Genomic DNA, 17,136 nt, shown 5'->3' on the forward strand with positions numbered 1-17,136 from the left:
CAAAATCGCCCGATTTGCGGCATGCACTTGAGCTTGTGGGGCGCGAGAGGCGCCCAACAAGCGAAAGATACGGCTTGTCGCCACCAGAATGCGCGTTAGAAGCTGCCGCCGCCTCCGCCGCCAACGCCCCCGCCGCCTCCACCGGAGAAGCCGCCACCAAAACCACCGCCCGAGCTGCTGGAGCTCGAGGAAAGTTCCGCGACCGTGGCCTGGTACGCATCGTGCATCTCGCTCATGGGCGAATGCAGGCCACCGTGACCGTAGTACCACCAGTAGCTGGGATAGTAATACATGCCGTTCTCGTCCTCGCGCAGCTCGTTCGGCACGGCGTCGGCAAGCTGACGCAGAACCTCGTCGCTTACGCCGAACGCCACGGCGAGTACGAGCATCTTGTTCCACAGGATGAGGTCATCGGGCACCGCCTCGTCCAGATTGGTGAAGTCCTCGAGCCAGCGCTCGAGCGCCTGGCAACGATCGAGCAGCTCGACAGCTTCGGATGAGTACATCTTCGCAGTCGCGCCGATGATCGCCGCCGTGACGGACATGCCGATACCCAACAGCACGAACGGCAGATTCGCTGCGTCCGTGTAGAGAATGAAGAGGACGGCAACGATTATCAGGATGATTCCGATGCCCCCCATACCGAATTTGAACCCGGCGGGAACGAGGTTGACGAGGTTCCGGCGCTCGAGCTCCCCGCTCACCTGGTCCTTAAACTCCTGCATGAGATCGCCTGCGTCTTCGCCGTCTTTGAGCGCATCGAAACTAGCCTCGTCGCCGTTTTTCGCGCTCGGCCCGAAATACAGGTTGATCGCGGTCAGATCGATGGGGTCGTCCACGCGCTCGCGCGCGACGAGTTTGAGCGAGTACTCCTCGACGGTTTTCTCGCCCAGGCCGAGGAACCGGCTCTCGGTGCGGGACTCGTGGTCGATCGCGATCACGCGGTCATCAGTGAGCTTCATGAGGGTCGCCACGAAGGCGCAATCCTGAACCGAGCCGCCGTACACGAGCGCGGAGAGCACGGCGGGATGGTCATCGGACGGGAGGTCTCGGAAATAGGTCTCGTCGAAGACGGGCTTAGGGCTGGTGTACTTGGTTTTGCGCAGGTACACCACTATCGCCAAGAGTGCCGCCGGGCCGATTGTCAAGATGCCCGTACCGACCGTGGCGGTCGTGCGGGCGCGTTCGCGCTGGGCGTTCGCCTCGTCCGCCCACGCGGCCTCCTCGGAAAGTATGGTGTCCAGGCGCGCATCACCCATCGCCGCCAAGCCGGGCACCCAATCCGTCGGGAACGCAACGCGAACCTCGGCAAATTGGCCCGCATGGACACGCGGGGCAGTTAGGGTCACCACGGGGTTGGCGACATCCCCATCATCGAGCACCACGCTTCCATCAAGCGGACCGTGGCCCCATGAGCGGAAATTGGCATCATCGGTGCCAGTGGTCGCCGGCGTGCCCTCAGAAGCCCCCGCGAACATCACGTTCAACTCGACGTCCTCGGCATCCTCCTCCCACTCGGGACCGATGAATTGCCAATAGAGCTCGGCGGTGTCGGGCCACGCCATCACGGCACCCGTGATCGTGTACGAAACCCACAAGGTCACCTCATCACCATCTTCGCGGGGGACGAAGACCTTGAGTTCAAGGGCGTCGCCCTCGTCCGAAACCGTGTAAACGTGCTGGTCACCCGGCTCCGCGGAGGCGACTTCCTGCATGGGCTGGGAGGCACGACGAGCGTCCGCCTCTGCCCCCTCACCGACCGAACCGTCGTACTCATACACGCTGGAGACCGTTACGGATGAGGTCTGGCCCTGCTCGTTTTGCGCAAAGGGGATGCTCCAGTACACGCCGTTAACCGTGTCCTCAAAGGCAAAGGTGCGCTCCTCGGTGACATTGAGGTCGCCGTTCTCCATAACCTGCGCCTGAATGTTCACGCGTGGAAGCGAGTACGTGTCCGCATGGGCAGTCGCCGGGGCAACAAGCGCGAAGACGAGCGCGAGGACGAGGCCGCAGAACGTGGCGAAAAGGCGCAGCGAGCATGAGGCGCGGCGCTGACAGATGACGCGGACAGGAGATGAGGAATGCGGGCGTGCGAGCATGGGACGCACCTTTCTCTATGTATACGTGCGCCCATTGTACCCGTGCGGGATTCGGTTCTGCCTCGCGGTGCCCCGCGACCCCGCAAACGGCATGCGCCGGAACGGGAGCTCTGCCAAAGCTGGCACGGAAAGCAGTTCAAAACTCGTTTAATCTATCGTGGCCTTGCATTTCCACGTGGGCGCAGCCAGCCCGTAACAGGCCGGCAATTACCTGGCAGCCATAGTCAATTTGCCGTGCCATGCGGCGGTATACTCAGGTTGCGCGCACGCGCCAGATCGACCGAAGGAGTGCATATGGCTATGAACGAGAACGTCGCGAAGGTGCTTGAGGAGCAGATTAACAAGGAGTTCTACTCCGCATACCTGTACCTCACGTTTGCCGACTATTACGAGGACCGTGGCCTCAAGGGCTTCGCAAACTGGTACGAAATCCAGGTCAAGGAGGAAGTCGACCACGCCATGGCAATGCGCCGCTACCTGCTTGACAACGACTACAAGCCCACAATGTTCGCCATTGAGCAGCCCAGCATGCACTTCGAGAACGACCTGGACCCGCTCGTTGCCGGACTGGCCCACGAGGAGTACGTGACGAGCCTCATCCATCACTGCTATGAGGTGGCACACGAGGCGCACGACATTCGCGCGCTGCGCATGCTCGACTTTTTTGTTAAAGAGCAAGGCGAGGAAGAGGCCAACGCTCGCGACATGGTCACCAAGATGAAGCTGTTCGGCAGCGATCCCAAGGGCCTGTACGACTTGGACCGCGAGTACCAGGCCCGCGTGTACACGCAGATGACTGCGTTGCCGCTGTAAGGTCGACCGGAAAACTTGCTAAGCTCCGAGGCGTCTCATTGGAAAGAATGGGGCGCCCCTTTCGCATAAGGGTAAAATTCGGGGCTTAAACTGTGCACGCACTAGGTGCGGTCGAGAAGGGCCAGGTGCCTCGCAATCAATACGTGACTCTTTAACATCCTCCCACCTCTTAAGCCTTCATCTCACGCCCCCAGCGGCCGTTCGACTTCCGATCTCTCATTGATATGGCAGGCATCTAGGAAAGACTAGAACAGCTCCGGAACGTCCATCTGCTCGACATCTACTGTAACCGTTTAACCGGACGGCGGAACCGCCTATCTTGCTCTACTGCCATCTAGGTCAAATAGAGGCGTTCGATATCTATCAGACACATGGCACGTAATAGGCATCGGGCCCGCGCTTTGCAGCCAGAAGATCGCCGCTCTTAACGAGCTTTCTAATCTCGTAGTATGCAGTATCGGGGCCGACGTGCAACAACTCAGCTACATCCCTCTTGGATACCTGCCCCTGCTTTCGGGCAAGCCTCATGATGAGCTCCGGATAGCGTATCGAATCGATGTCCGCCTGTCGGACATACTCCTTGATTTGTCCCGAGCGCTTATAGACCTTCGAGCTCAGACGGTATTCCCTGTGGGCAGCCGACCCGACTGCCTCAACCAGACCCGACTCGACCAGCAGCTCAACCACCTGAACAAGCTGGCTCTTCCTCACGTCGACGGTTCTCGACAGCATCTCAATGGTTGCGCGGCGCATGCGCTTGAGCGCATCGAGCACGAGCAACGTCTGGAGCGGGAGCGGAGCGGCTCTCTTTTCTGACTCTTCCGCGATGAGCCTGATGAATTCTTGGTCGGGCTCACTTCGGGCGATAAAAAGATTTACAGACGTCGGCCCCGATTCAGAATAGTCTGGAAGCGGTTTCCCCACCAGCAAAGACCCCTCATAGATTCGATCGATCCCGCGTCCCGTTCTCTCGGCAAGGCCCACGCGCTTGAGCGCGTCCATAAGGCACGGATTCCTGCCATGGGGATCGGCGGTCAGGAGGTTGTCGATTGATATGCCCTCGATAAACCCACCGGGATTGGAGATCGTGAGGCCCATATCGTCAATCAAGACGCGGACCCTTCCGAGCATCGAGTAGTCCCTGTGACCAAACGCATTTACCAGCGCCTCGCGTATGGCACGGCCGTTAAACGTCTCAACTGGGCTAGTAAACAACCCAAGAGAAACTTCTGTGACGGGATTCCATGGCTTAATTGCATGGGCGATGTCTTCGATAGCACGCAGCAGAGAGCCCTTGTACGTGAGGTTGACCTTGACATCCGTGCCCACAAGGACCTGAAGAGCCGCCTCCGAAGTTGGAACCGCCTTTGCGAGAACATCCTCGCGACCGATCATGAGCAGGCCCGTCAACGTCGGCATGATTCGACCTGCAACGGTCGTGGTGAACCCCAGCGCCTTCTCGAGCTCCTCATCATTGAGTTCCAAGAGCGTTTTGTCGCTGTTGTTGTATTTCCCAACTATATTTCGCAGGTTCTCCCGTGCCACGGGATCAAAATCCTCACGAGCGGTATCGGGGACGGGCTGGGCGGAATAATCAAGACGGCCCAAATCAGACAACCGCGTTGAAATCTCATATGGATACATGGGAATGCTCTCTGGCTCCCCATTCGCCTTGAGGCGGCGGCGCAAGATGCGCCCCTGAGCCGAGGCGATAACGCTTGCCGATCGCGGGACCTCGATGCGAACGACGGGCTTTCCGCTCTCCGTCAAGATGGTTGTCCGCACGGAAACGGATGGTACCGTTTTGTTTGCGATCATAGCGTTCATCTGCAGAGGGTCTCGATGCTGAGGCTGGGCGCCAGTGGGAACGCCATCGTCCTCGACGCCTATGTATAGCTCGCCTCCATCAGTGTTGGAAAGGGCAACCACCTCGTCGACAATGACGCCCTCCGCGATTGTCTTGCGGTCACTTTTAAACTCGATTGACAAGGTCTCGCGTTCCGGAATGCCCATACTCAGCCCTCCTTATATCTGAATCTATATCTGAAATTATATCTGAGTTCAGATATATCCCGCTATTTTCAGATATAGATTCCGATATAGAGTTCTATGGGGTCGATAGCCAAACTTTTGATTGGAACTGGACGGGAATCAGGGCTGCTAGCAACTCTCCTCAGCCCCTTCCCCGCGCACAGTCGAGTTCGTCCGCACGGCTTCGATGGGCACGGAACTGCCCACGGCATGCTCGAACTCTTCAACCTTGTAATCGACGGCAATGGAGTCGATTCTCGCATACTCGAGAGCAATAGCGGTGCTCGCCACCACTGTGAGAATAAAGGTTGCTATCATGATCCACAGCATCTGAATCACACCTCTTCGGCCACGAACGAATAATAGGAGCGCATCTCTCCATACAGCTGCTTTCCAACCGTAGCGTTCTCCAAAAGGTAATACAGAGACGCGAGGCTCAACAGATTGAACGACCCTTCCGCAGCCGTAAAACGAAAGCATCGATAAAGGGTCATGGGATATGAATCTTCATTAGGAACGGTCTTTGGCACTGCGATGCCCTCTTGCAGCAGCTTGTTCCGTGCAGCCCCGATTTTTTGATACTCGTCGTGGTCCGCAATCCCCGCATGTATTCTGTCTGAATGGTACTGAACAAGAAAAGAAACCATGGTTGAACAAGCGAGCGTGAAGGCAAGCCGCTCATTTGCATAATAGGACTTCTCGGTTGCCAAGGCCGAATCAACCATGAGGGGCTCAGCCACAAGCACTGCATAGGTTAGGCAAGCCGCAATCTGATGCCTATCAATCAGGGCGGCATCGTCTTGATAGTAGGCCGATCTGCAATACTGTTGAAATATAGATAGGCGGCGTATATTCTGTCCCTTGCGGCCGCCAAATCATCGCACCTAACGCCCCCTTCCCTCACACTTACAATATATAACACCTCATAGCCACCAATACACAATGCAGAGCTGATGCTCCTCATGCGGCACGATCTTTGAATGCGCGTTGGCAATGAGGATGCAGTCTCCCCCTAGATCCTATCTTTTTAGAAACCCTTTCAACAAAGAGAGCGACTTGCGGTTTGCAATGCAAAAGAAGGCAAGGCAAACAAGCGAAAGCAGGCTAATCTCTACAAGCGAAGAAGCAGCCGATGCCGCCAACGAAGAAATAATGACAGCGACGGCACAGGCAGTGAGCTTCCACCAGTCGACGCGTAGGGAACAGTACTTGTCAGTTTGCCTCAGACGAATGACGAGGATGGTCGCATTTCCGATAAGGTTGCCCAATGCGGCACCCATAAGGCCACTTGTCGGAACAAGGACAAGCGACAAGACGATATTGACGAGAGCCCCCGCCAATGTTGTAGTTGCAGCGCCCTTGGTATCCCTCGCACACATATAGAGAACGCCGGCAAAGGCCGAAAGCGCGTTAAGAACAGCCCCAAGATAGAGAAGGGCGACGACATCAAAGCAAGAATGGTATGCAGAATCCATGGCAATCTGCACAAACAGCTTTGTCAACGGCACTCCAGGAATAAGAAGAGTGACAAGCAGCAAGGCATATTGATTGAAAACCTTGGAAAAATAAGCGTCCTTATCCTTCCTGCTAAACAGCATGACGGCTTGCTCTTGCCACGCAGGAGTAAAGACATTTGACACCATCGATAACGCAGATGGGAATTTCATCGCGACAGAGAAAACACCATTTGCCGAGTAACCCATAAAGCCAACGATGATTAGTCTGCCAAGCATGGTCATCGCCCACCAGCTCAACTGATTTGGCAACAGAAAAAGCGAATAGCGGAGCATTTCCCATGCAGCGCGTACATCGACACCAGAAAAAGCGAAGGTTCTAAGCTCCCTTTGCGGGATAACGAGAAAAAGGGAGGCGACGCATGTTGCGGCCAGCATCGCATAGAGCAGACCTTGGTATCCCACCTGAAGCCTAGCGACAAGAAGATAGCATCCCAAGCAGTAAACAAGCGAATAAATGACGCCAGAGATAGCAAACAGTTTGTTGTTATGGAGACCACGTGTTCCATACTGGAAGCTCTGGAAGAGACATCCCAATACAACGAGGGCATACATCAAGGGCGCATCGGAGAATCTGAAAACGACCCAACAAAGCCAATAAATTGCAGAGAAAGACGCTGTTAAGCCCACAAACAAGCCAAGCCACGTTGAGTAGATGCTTTTCTTATCGGCATGATCATCGATAATCCAGCGGAATAATGATTCTGGAATCGCGAGGACTGCAATCGGCTGTAAGAGCGCCACAACGGTATATACCATATCGTACACGCCCATGTCGCCCGTGGCGATGTAATGCGTGCAGAGCGGGATGATCAGCAACGTCAGAATCTTCGATCCGAACGTGCCTATGGCGAAGATACCGGTGTTTTTCAGCAGATTCTTCGCATGTGACTGTGGCTCTTGCTCCGTAGTCGCCCCATTTTTAACATCAAAACTCAAATTTGATTACACCAACCCAAACTTGCCTGCAAAGTACTTTGCCGAACCCACTATTCCAAACTCATTAAGAGCATCGCGAGTCCGCAAAGAGGAGCGTGCGATGCGATCGAGGCGGCCCTGCACAGCAGGAGCTGTGGATAAACGAGGGTTTCGAGCGAGAAAACTGGACAACTCCCGAGGCAGGGCATCGCGAACATCAGCAAGGTCGCCATCGCAGAGTCCGGTATATGCGAGCACCTTTGCGTTGTCGAGAACCCTATCGACCATGCGGTCATAACGCACCTGTGGAATATAGCCATATTCCTTAAGAGCGGGCCCACAGTGAGACTCGTATAACTCCAATGTCACCTCGCGAGTTTCAACGGGAAGTACCAAACGGTACAAGTCAAGGACATCGGCCCAAGCTTGATGCTGGGATGTCGCAGCGTTGAAGTCTTCACCCGCGGCATCGGGATTTTGAATCAACAGCGCAATCATCCACGCTACATCCTTCGCCCAAGTAAGAGCGCACTGCTTTTTCATCATCTCGGGAACGACCGGAACAGGAAGCCCCCTCATGGCACGCCAGAGCCAGAGGCCGCATTCATACGTACCCAACTGAAATCTGCCCACACCACCGCCGGAAAACGTGATTGCAGGCCGAATGATGGTCCAGTTATTAGTTGGCGAACCACGCAGGACATCCTCTTCCAACGCCTTGATGATTGCGTATTCGCCCCCGGAGCGGTACTTCTTGTCGGGACAAGACTCGAGAAGCCGAGGACTGCTCTCGTTGATAACAGGGAAATCAGCAAAGACGCGATAAGAAGAAAGGAATACGTAGCGCCCCGTCGAGCCAAGCAGAGAAGGCAATATTCTGCGAAAGGCATCGGGCGTCCACGTCATAAAGTCCACGATGGCGTCATAAGAACTGTCCTTGAGCACGACGTCCAGAAAGCTTGGGTCTTTGGCGTTGCCCTGAAGGTAAGTTATAGCCCCCTCTGACCTTCTGGCGCTGCGAGAAGTAACGAAGACCTCCCAGCCCAGCGAGACAAGCCCCTTTTGGAGGTAGCCGCCCATGGCACCCGTACCGCCAAGCAGCAATGCCCTCATCGGATAAGCCCCTTCAACGCACGGACGCCTTTCTCGCCAAGAGCGGATTTGATGGCAGCCTTTGCATTGCCCATCGCACTTTCTTCGATGCCATAAAGAAGCCTGAGCGCCTCGGTATCATCTTCGGGCCGAACGAAGGCTTCGACCAACACAGGTCGCACGCGCGGCTCGGGCGAAGTCAGCATGTCAATCACCGAAAGGTACTCTTCTTTGTTCTCAACCCCCCGATACTCAAAGCCAAGATCCTCGGCGAAGTGCCGAACAAGATCACGAGATTGATGCCCATAGTGTCCGCGCGCACTCACATAAGCGTCCGCCTCTTCGCCAAGGGGATATGCACGGTTGATATGGTTCTTAAATTCAACGCCACAACCATTATTGACAATGAGAATACGCAGGTTGTTCCCCACATGGCGGTTTCCAAGCGCATTCATGTCATAGAAAAACGCGAGGTCGCCAAACACCCCAAAGCAAGGGGCGTCGGTGCCAAGCGAAGCACCCAAAAGGCTCGATACGCCACCATCGATGCCAAAACCACCGGTGTTGCAGTAGCCACGGATGCTATTGCCCTCAAAAAGGCTCCAAGTGCGAAGCGAATTGTAGATACCCATATGCACGATGGACTCTTCGGGGAAAAGCGGCATGGTTTGCTGCGCCATCCATGCGTTGGAAAATGGGAGGTCGGGAATCTTCTCCATGATCGCATCGACTTCACGCATGCACTCATCGCGGAAGTTCGACACCCTCTCGCCACCCATACCGGCATATGTTTCGAAGAACCGCTGCTCGGACATTTCAAAGACATTCTTCAGGCACCCAAACGTGTCACGCACCTCACCGTCGAGATTGACGCGCCATGTCTCCTTTATTCGCCTGGGCACAGAGCCTCCGGAGGTATGACCGATATGGATGAGGATGTCGATATTCTCAGCAGAGGCAATAGCCTTTCCTTGGGAGAAGAGGAGGGACGGATTAACTCGATACTTTCCCCAGTAGTTGCTCGTCTGATCGCAAAGCACGCATGCACCATATGTCTCACAAAACGCGTCGACACTTGCAGTGAGCTCGCTATCCCAACGGCTGTGAGCGCCCACGTACACGGCAACGCGCGAACCGCGCGGAATTACTGGGAAATCATCATCCGGCGTATAGCGGAGAATGGCACGGCTCTGTTGAAGCTCGTCTGTATCGTAAACCTTGGTATAAGTGGTAGTTAGATTGATGTGAACGGGACCGCCGCCATCGCGACGAAGCTCTAGAAGTGCCCTGTTAATGGCTATGTTCGAATATGCAGCATCTTCGGCACTCTGTATGATGGGCACCTGTACGCTCAATTTAACGGTATCGACAGGCTGGACGGTCCGGTCGATAGCTTGTTGGATGTTCTGCCCAATACGAACAGCGTGTTGGGTCGATGTTACGGCGAGCACGGGAAGCTTACGATAGTACGCCTCGGTAAGTCCAGGAAAATAGTTTCTTGAGGCCGTCGCCTGCGTGCAGCTGAGTGCGACTGGCTCGCCTGTCTCCTCGGCCAATCCGCATGCAATATAGGCTGCCGAACGTTCGTCAACAGATGAATAGACCTGGAAGAACGGATCTCTTTGAAGGCTGACCACGAACGATATATTCGTGGCCCCAGGTGAGGCGACGACTTTTCGCACCCCATGCTGCTTCATGAGGCTCATGAGCATCTGGGCATTCTTCTCTTCTGTATACTTCGCACCCATACTGGGCTCCTTTCCCTTAGTTGTTCAGAAATGCTTCGAGGTCATTAGTAACCGCTAACTCGTCTAACTATGTAGCCCTCAGTTGCGTTTTCGCGGGGAATGATCCGACAGGGGTTGCCAACAGCAATGGAGTGCGCCGGAACATCTTGGTTCACGTAAGCCCCAGGAGCAATGAGCACATCGTCCCCAATGCTCACACCACCGACAACCGTGGCATTCACGCCAACAAAGACACAATTGCCCAATGTCGGCACCCCTTTGCGCTGCCCGCGGTTTTCTGCGCCAATGGTGCAGCCTTTCGAAAGGTTAACGTTCGTGCCGAGCGTCGCGTTCCCGTTGACGGTTATGGCCCACGGATGCCCAAGATACAGCCCCCCACCGCATTTGACACAGGGACCAATCTCGATACCGCAATGGTTAGATAGATGTTTGCGAGGTATTGCGAACAGCAGTTTTCTTATGCCTCCCGCTTGACATTGACGCAGGTAGAAAACATAGCGGTATCCAAGGTCCTTTGCCAGAAGCGAAAGGCTCGTTCGTTTGCTTCCGTAGGTATGGAAGGAATCAAGGGCGAATATCCTTGGCGATAATCCCATGTCCTACTCCCTTTCTTCGCCAAGTAACGACGCGAGGGCACCCCGCAAATACCGCAAGGACTGTTCCCGAAGAGCTGCGACACGCTTCGAGGAAGCGGCGTAATCGATGCTGCAGGCAATGTCGTCCGCATCCGAGACACCCCGCCGCAGGAGTCGATGCTCAAGACCGGCCATGCGAAGGAAGTTCTCGATTCGGACATTCTGAGAAGCGGAGCTTCCCGCCTTGAAACGTTCGAAAACTGAAAAGTCTCGCTCGAAAATAGACGAGAACACAAGCCCGTGGAAGGAATCCGTACACACATAGGATGCCCGGTCGATAAGGCTGAGGAACTCAAGCGGTCCAACGCCAGAAAGCGCCAATCCATCCCTACGGACATCTCCGTTGAAAACTGGAACCATTACGAGCTTGAGCCCCAAAGTCTTCGCAATCCCGCGAGCACGCTCCCAATTCTCCTCGGAACGACCGAGAAAATAACAAAGGCAATACTCATCCGAGACGAGATGCCCATCTCTGCGAGAAATGGAACGCCAGTCGTCGGCCTCGAGCAAAACAACCGGATCGCACACCACTTGGCACTCCCCGTCGCAAAGCTCCTCCACCATTCTTGCGCCCTCAGCTTCACGAGCGCTCAACGCATCAAACTTGCGAACAAGCGGCGCCATTGCAGCAGAAGCCTCAGCGGGCAGCTTGTCGCAACCAAAACTCGGCGCATAGGCAATCCTGAGCCTGTCATCGGCAACGAAGTCGAGAAAATAGCGGGGATCGTAGCATCGAGGTGACCACACCTGATCACTCCCGCATACAAACGCATCGAAATGGGAGTTCAGAATTGAGAAATCCTCAAACAAGGAGACGGGCTCAGTCTCGCGTATATATTTGGATGCAAACGCATGAAAGGCAGCATCCTTCTCATCAGATACATATGGAGCAGCACCCATTAGGCGCTGCTGGCATACACGGGCCGCCCTAAAGGGCTTGCTTTTGCGTAGCGAAGATTGATTACGCTGCTGCCAGGGTGCAGGATCGTAGTTCACGAGCCTCGCATCCGCGCCCATGTTCCGTAGCGTACGCTGCAATGCATACGCCTGAAGCACACTGCCGTAGTTCTGAGACTGATACCAGGTCATCTGCGCGATTCGAGCAATCGGTTTGCTAGAGTTCATCTACCACTCCCTTCTCTGCATTTCTCAAGCCTTCGGCAAGAAGGATGAGAGGAACGCAGACTACCGCGTTCATTGCATGCCACTCAGTGAAACCGAAGATGAAGGTGGTCAGTAACGCCGCGACATAAATTGGCTCACGAACTCCGCCCCAAGCGAAGAATCGTTTGACAAGAACAAGAATCCATGCGAAGCCCGCAATTCCGATATTGAATAGAAACGAGGCATACATGCCGTCTACGGTATGAATGTCGTGTATCGTCCCCCTGATAAGCACGATGCCCTCAAACGCATGGTGACCAAAGATGCTCAACCCAGAATAATTCCATTGAGCCCACCACAAAGCTGGCCTACCAGTTAGGAAATCACTTGCCGTTTGACTAAAGGCTGGACCAGTAAACCAAATTGCGCTAATCCAGTAAGTCAATAAAAAGAGCATTAGAGGAATTCCAAGAGTAAACCTAGGAGCCCATTTGGAGAAGCTCCTACACGAACGTCTTTTCCACACTTTTAAGATGAAAACAAACATGAAAAAAAGCAGCAAGGACACGGCCGAGGTACGGGAGCCGGCGATATAGAAAATAACCGAAGTGGCAATGCCGCCAACAAGTATCTTGACCTCAAGTCCAACATCAAATCGGCACCACATTGCCATAGCCCAGACAAAAAAGACGGCAGCACAATAGTTTGGGTGAACAAAGAGGAGCGCTCCACGGCTGGAAGAGATTCCACCAATGTTGAGCCAGGTTTTTCCAACGGATTCGCCCAGCACCCCAGCAACCACATATATGCACAGCATTGAAACGAGAATGACCGTTACGGCTCGCGCCCAAGATCGGATAATCGCCTGAAAATCGATCTCGTAAGCGGCTGACAGAATAAGCGAAGTCGTCAGCAGCACAGACTCACCGGACAATAGATAAGATAGAATTCCCAGACAAACGCCCACCAAGCCCAATCCGCTCGACGAGCCCTTTATCACGAGTACAACGGTTCTGAGCAAAAGGAAGGCGCAGCCGAACAGCTGAAAGACCTTAAGAAGCGCCTCAAACGATTCAAAAAGAATAATGGACTCTAAGAAGAACTTAACGAATAGAGACCAGAATCCCAGCCAGAAGAGCACACTGCTCATATCCATCGGCGAACGTCCCTTAGTCTGTTCAACACAAGAACTATTCACCATGTGCAAGAACCTTCCAGTACTTCTCTGCAACGTCATCCCAGGTGTATAAAGAAGCGATTCTGTATGACCGCTTAGCGACATCCCGATAAAGATTGCCGTCGTCACAGAGTTCAATAAGACGCGCAACGGCCTTATCCACCCAACAATCGCTATCGATCTCGCATCGTATGGCGCTTGAATCGTCGAACAGCGCTGCCGCGCCACAAGACCCAGAGACAATGGGCACGCAGAAGGAGGCTGCTCCCTCTAGAACGGACACATTGAAGGTGTCAAATCTGCTGAGCCCGGCATAGAAATCTGCGTTCTGGTAGAGATTCACCAGCTCATGCTTATCGGTGATCTCCCCTCGATATTCGAGCTCAACATTGCCATTCCTCGCAATCTGCTCGCAAAGAGCGCGATTGGAGCCAACGGCATCGGTATCACGTCCGCAGACAATGAGCTTAGGTCTAGTCCCTGTCCTTTCGGCATACTGGGAGAGAACGAGGAGCGCAAGGTCACAGGCCTTGCGCTCCTCGTATCCCCCGGTCGTTATAACGACCGGGGGATACGAGGAGCGCTTTTTCGAAAGCAGGCTCTTCGAATCAATCTCTCGATCCACATCAACGCCATTGCCGATGACGGTCATGTTCTTTTTGCGCCCATAAAGCCTTCCGAGCACCTTCTTCTCGAACTCGGAGACGCATATGAGATTTGGATACTCCCTAATTAGTTTCGGCTCGATCCGTAAATCTCGATCCAAAACAGGGCGGTATTTCTGCTCTTCGGCAGCAATCCCATGTACGACGAGATAATATGTGTTGCGATGATCGATCTTGGACAGCAGGCATAAGATCAGGGGAATCCTGAACCCGTTTTGATGAACGCAAATCGAATACCCCTTATAAGCAAAAGGTATCTTCGCAACCAGTCTGAGAACGTCCACAAAGGTGGAAACCTCCTCAATTTGGCAATTATGCTTTTTTGCAAGACGGGTATGCACCGCCCTCGCAACACCAAGAGGCCCCCTTGTCCCGTCGAGTCGGCCGATGAGGAGGACTTTTCCGCTAGGAACGCTCATAAACGATATCCTCTTTTTGCTCGTGCCTTGCGAGGAATTCATCTATATCCCCCACAACGCGCGCCGGATTCCCACAGATAATCGAACCGTCCGGGAAATCTCCCTTGACGATCGACCCCCCCCCCGATAATGCAATCGTTCCCAATGGTGGTTCCTGGTAGAATCATGGAATTAGCCCCAATAAAGCAATTCTTGCCAATTGAAACGGGCTTAAGGAACTTGCCGTGCTCGCTACGACGGGAAAACAGCGCTTTGTCGATGCTATAATCATGGACGAGAATCGAGGTGCCATAGGATATGGTCACGCCGTCCCCAAGGGTTATCAAGTTGTAACCGGCGGCATCAAAACGACATTCGGGACTTATCCATGGGTCGCCATACTCAGAGAATTGCTTCGAGATATTGACTCCCAACCACGCCAAATAACGTGGATATAGCCGCTTGTATGTCTTGTTTGACAGCTTGTTGAGTGCCACAAGTAGGAGCTTAATCGGCATCTTTGCGAAGCGTTTATACCCCTGAGAGCCAATAGCGGCAAGATCAGCTTGCTGCATGGTTTTCCTTTCCCTTAAGCAGTTCCACTGCCTGTGAATATCCCTCTACCACGTGCGAGCGCACGTCAGCGATCGTCTCCCTGCAGCCGCCTGTGTCATACGTGATGACCGGGGTTCCGCAGGCCTCAGCCTCCAAATTCACCGTCGGGTAGTTGTCCTCGACTGTCGGGTTGAAGAAGACGTCCGCGGTCGTGTAGATCCCGGCGAGCTCCTGCGGGGAATCCGTCCTCGTGAGACCGATGATCCCCACCGGGAGCGATTTCATCTGCTTTGCGGAGAGACCCACGAGCACGATGGCATATCTATCGGAATCCAGCTCCCCGGCCAACCGCACGAAGTCTCCCAGGCCCTTGCGCTCAGTCCAGGGGCTCGCAACGCCCAAGATCATGAAACGGTCACCGATGCCATACCGCTCGCGGAAATCACTCGGAGTGGGCTTGAACACGGCCTTATCGATAGTGTTGTGGCGCACCTCGACGGGATAACCCTTAAGGAAGCTCTTCGCCACCAAGTCGGCGAGCCACTGCGACGGGCAGATGAGCGTCATGCGCTCCGGCGGGACGCTGGTGAAGATGCGCCTCTTGTCCTCGAAATTCCTCGCGCAGTTCGACTTGCAGATCGTCTTGGGATAGGCGTCCGGCTGCGGGCAGCTCTCCGAATACGCGCAATGAGTCATCCATTGCGCACACTTCACATATGTGAAGTGTGCGCAATGGCCCGTGAGTGCCCAGCAATCATGCAGAGTCCACCTCACCTGGCAGCGATGAGCGGCCAGCCAAGCGAAAAGCATCTCGATGTTCACGTAGTAGCCGTGGATGTTGTGCAGGTGGACGACGTCCGGGTCGATCTCGTCAAGCCGCTTGAGCAGCCGCACGGTGTCGCGCTTGGAATAGAAGCCCATGCGATCGCGAAGGCGCGTCATGGCACCATGCAGATACACCTCGGGCTTGGTTGCACAGCATTGCATGTGGCCATCGATGGTCGCATGACGCCTGCCCCAGAAGCAATAAGAGTCAACACCGCAATTCGACAGCTGTGCGTGTAAGCCACGCATAATGGAGCCGGTCGACCCATTGTAGAAGCTATTGAGCTGGACGTAACGTAGCGGCCTATTGAGCCCCTCCCCCAACACCAGCGCATCGTCGACAAGCGCTTCGACCGTTTTGACATCACTCGAGGCCATTACAGACTCTTCCTCCACACCATCTTGTCTACGACACCGGTGTAGGATTGGATGATCTTGACCACCTTGGTGGACACGTTCTCGTCGGCGTAGTCTGGCACGGGGGCCTGGGGGAGCGACCCCTCCGCGTCCAGTGCCACGGCGGTGCGGACCGCGTTCAGCAGGCCGCGCTCGTCGACGCCGGCGAGGATGAAGCAGGCCTTGTCGAGCGCCTCGGGGCGCTCGGTGGAGGTTCGGATGCACACAGCGGGGAACGGCTTTCCGATGCTCGCGAAGAACGAGCTCTCCTCGGGCAGCGTGCCGGAGTCGGAGACCACGCAGAACGCGTCCATCTGCAGGCGGTTATAGTCGTGGAAGCCCATGGGCTCGTGCATGCGCACCAGCGGGTGCAGCTCGAAGCCGGTCTCCTCCAGGCGCTTGCGGCTGCGCGGGTGGCAGGAGTACTGGATGGGCATCTGGTACTCCTCGGCGAGCCTGTTGATGGCGCCGAAAAGCGACAGGAAGTTCGCCTCGGTGTCGATGTTCTCCTCGCGGTGCGCGGAGAGCAGCATGTACCCCCTCGGCTCGAGCCCCAGGCGCGCGTGGATGTCGGACGCCTCGATCTTGGGGAGGTTGGCGCGCAGCACCTCGGCCATGGGCGAGCCCGTGACGTAGGTGCGCTCCGGCGCGCACCCCGTCTCCTTGAGGTAGCGGCGCGCGTGCTCGGAGTAGGCGAGGTTCACATCGGAGATCACGTCGACGATCCGGCGGTTGGTCTCCTCGGGCAGGCACTCGTCCTTGCAGCGGTTGCCGGCTTCCATGTGGAAGATCGGGATGTGCAGGCGCTTGGCCGCGATGGCCGAGAGGCAGGAGTTGGTGTCGCCGAGCACGAGCAGGGCCTCGGGCTCCACCTCCCGCATCAGGTCGTAGGAGCGGGCGATGATGTTGCCCATGGTCTCCCCCAGCCCGTCGCCCACGGCGTCCAGGTAGATGTCCGGGTCCGCCAGCTCGAGGTCGCGGAAGAAGATGCCGTTGAGAGTGTAGTCGTAGTTCTGCCCGGTGTGCGCCAGAAGGCAGTCGAAGTGCCGGCGGCACTTCTTGATGACCTCGGACAGGCGGATAACCTCGGGGCGCGTGCCAACGATGACAAGGAGTCGAAGACGACCGTCATTGGCAAAAGAGACGTTGGAGTAGTCGGCTGCCAT

Annotated in this window: 15 protein-coding genes; 1 reads left to right on the forward strand and 14 read right to left on the reverse strand. The window is 55.3% G+C overall.

The genetic code is table 11. From position 1 onward, the window contains the following. Positions 1-95: 95 nt before the first annotated feature. Entirely contained in the window at positions 96-2,099 is a 2,004-nt protein-coding gene (locus Q5Q88_RS04785; protein WP_302742072.1) for a DUF2207 domain-containing protein, read from the reverse strand. Between the two features lie 294 nt (positions 2,100-2,393). On the opposite strand from Q5Q88_RS04785, the gene Q5Q88_RS04790 reads away from it, so the two are divergent. Next, the gene (locus Q5Q88_RS04790) at positions 2,394-2,912 is read left to right on the forward strand and encodes a ferritin (RefSeq protein ID WP_294123772.1); all 519 of its coding nucleotides are present in this window, start codon (positions 2,394-2,396) and stop codon (positions 2,910-2,912) included. Between the two features lie 363 nt (positions 2,913-3,275). Here Q5Q88_RS04790 and Q5Q88_RS04795 read toward each other — a convergent pair whose 3' ends face one another. The 13 genes from Q5Q88_RS04795 to Q5Q88_RS04855 form a co-directional block, all read right to left on the reverse strand. Continuing rightward, the gene (locus Q5Q88_RS04795) at positions 3,276-4,925 is read right to left on the reverse strand and encodes an RNA-binding domain-containing protein (protein ID WP_302742074.1); all 1,650 of its coding nucleotides are present in this window, start codon (positions 4,923-4,925) and stop codon (positions 3,276-3,278) included. A gap of 147 nt (positions 4,926-5,072) precedes the next feature. Beyond that, positions 5,073-5,273 (reverse strand): hypothetical protein, encoded by a 201-nt coding sequence (locus tag Q5Q88_RS04800; protein ID WP_302742076.1) that lies wholly within the window; start codon positions 5,271-5,273, stop codon positions 5,073-5,075. Between the two features lie 5 nt (positions 5,274-5,278). Beyond that, entirely contained in the window at positions 5,279-5,653 is a 375-nt protein-coding gene (locus Q5Q88_RS04805; protein WP_302742077.1) for a hypothetical protein, read from the reverse strand. A gap of 309 nt (positions 5,654-5,962) precedes the next feature. Further along, positions 5,963-7,396: a lipopolysaccharide biosynthesis protein gene (locus Q5Q88_RS04810; protein ID WP_118653468.1), complete on the reverse strand. Its 1,434-nt coding sequence runs from the start codon at positions 7,394-7,396 to the stop codon at positions 5,963-5,965. 6 nt (positions 7,397-7,402) lie between these two features. Continuing rightward, entirely contained in the window at positions 7,403-8,488 is a 1,086-nt protein-coding gene (locus tag Q5Q88_RS04815; RefSeq protein WP_118653467.1) for an NAD-dependent epimerase/dehydratase family protein, read from the reverse strand. Then, positions 8,485-10,215, reverse strand: coding sequence for a thiamine pyrophosphate-binding protein (locus Q5Q88_RS04820; RefSeq protein WP_302742079.1), 1,731 nt, complete (start codon positions 10,213-10,215; stop codon positions 8,485-8,487). The genes Q5Q88_RS04815 and Q5Q88_RS04820 overlap by 4 nt, the downstream gene beginning before the upstream one ends. A 44-nt stretch (positions 10,216-10,259) precedes the next feature. Then, on the reverse strand, positions 10,260-10,811 hold the full coding sequence (locus Q5Q88_RS04825; RefSeq protein ID WP_118653466.1) for a serine acetyltransferase: 552 nt from the start codon (positions 10,809-10,811) through the stop codon (positions 10,260-10,262). A 3-nt stretch (positions 10,812-10,814) separates the two neighbouring features. Further along, positions 10,815-11,975, reverse strand: a complete 1,161-nt coding sequence (locus Q5Q88_RS04830) for a polysaccharide pyruvyl transferase family protein (RefSeq protein ID WP_118653465.1) — start codon at positions 11,973-11,975, stop codon at positions 10,815-10,817. Then, positions 11,965-13,155 (reverse strand): hypothetical protein, encoded by a 1,191-nt coding sequence (locus Q5Q88_RS04835; protein ID WP_147352836.1) that lies wholly within the window; start codon positions 13,153-13,155, stop codon positions 11,965-11,967. The genes Q5Q88_RS04830 and Q5Q88_RS04835 overlap by 11 nt, the downstream gene beginning before the upstream one ends. Further along, a complete protein-coding gene (locus Q5Q88_RS04840) occupies positions 13,145-14,215 on the reverse strand; it encodes a glycosyltransferase family 4 protein (protein WP_158574809.1) in 1,071 nt (356 codons plus the stop codon). The genes Q5Q88_RS04835 and Q5Q88_RS04840 overlap by 11 nt, the downstream gene beginning before the upstream one ends. A gap of 38 nt (positions 14,216-14,253) precedes the next feature. Next, positions 14,254-14,769, reverse strand: a complete 516-nt coding sequence (locus Q5Q88_RS04845) for an acyltransferase (protein WP_294124044.1) — start codon at positions 14,767-14,769, stop codon at positions 14,254-14,256. Next, positions 14,756-15,952, reverse strand: coding sequence for a glycosyltransferase (locus tag Q5Q88_RS04850; protein ID WP_302742081.1), 1,197 nt, complete (start codon positions 15,950-15,952; stop codon positions 14,756-14,758). Before Q5Q88_RS04850 ends, Q5Q88_RS04845 begins: the two co-directional genes overlap by 14 nt. Further along, on the reverse strand, positions 15,952-17,136 hold the full coding sequence (locus tag Q5Q88_RS04855) for a UDP-N-acetyl glucosamine 2-epimerase (protein WP_302742083.1): 1,185 nt from the start codon (positions 17,134-17,136) through the stop codon (positions 15,952-15,954). Before Q5Q88_RS04855 ends, Q5Q88_RS04850 begins: the two co-directional genes overlap by 1 nt.

The sequence above is a fragment of the uncultured Collinsella sp. genome (assembly GCF_959026545.1).
In the GTDB taxonomy this organism is placed as follows: Bacteria; Actinomycetota; Coriobacteriia; order Coriobacteriales; family Coriobacteriaceae; genus Collinsella.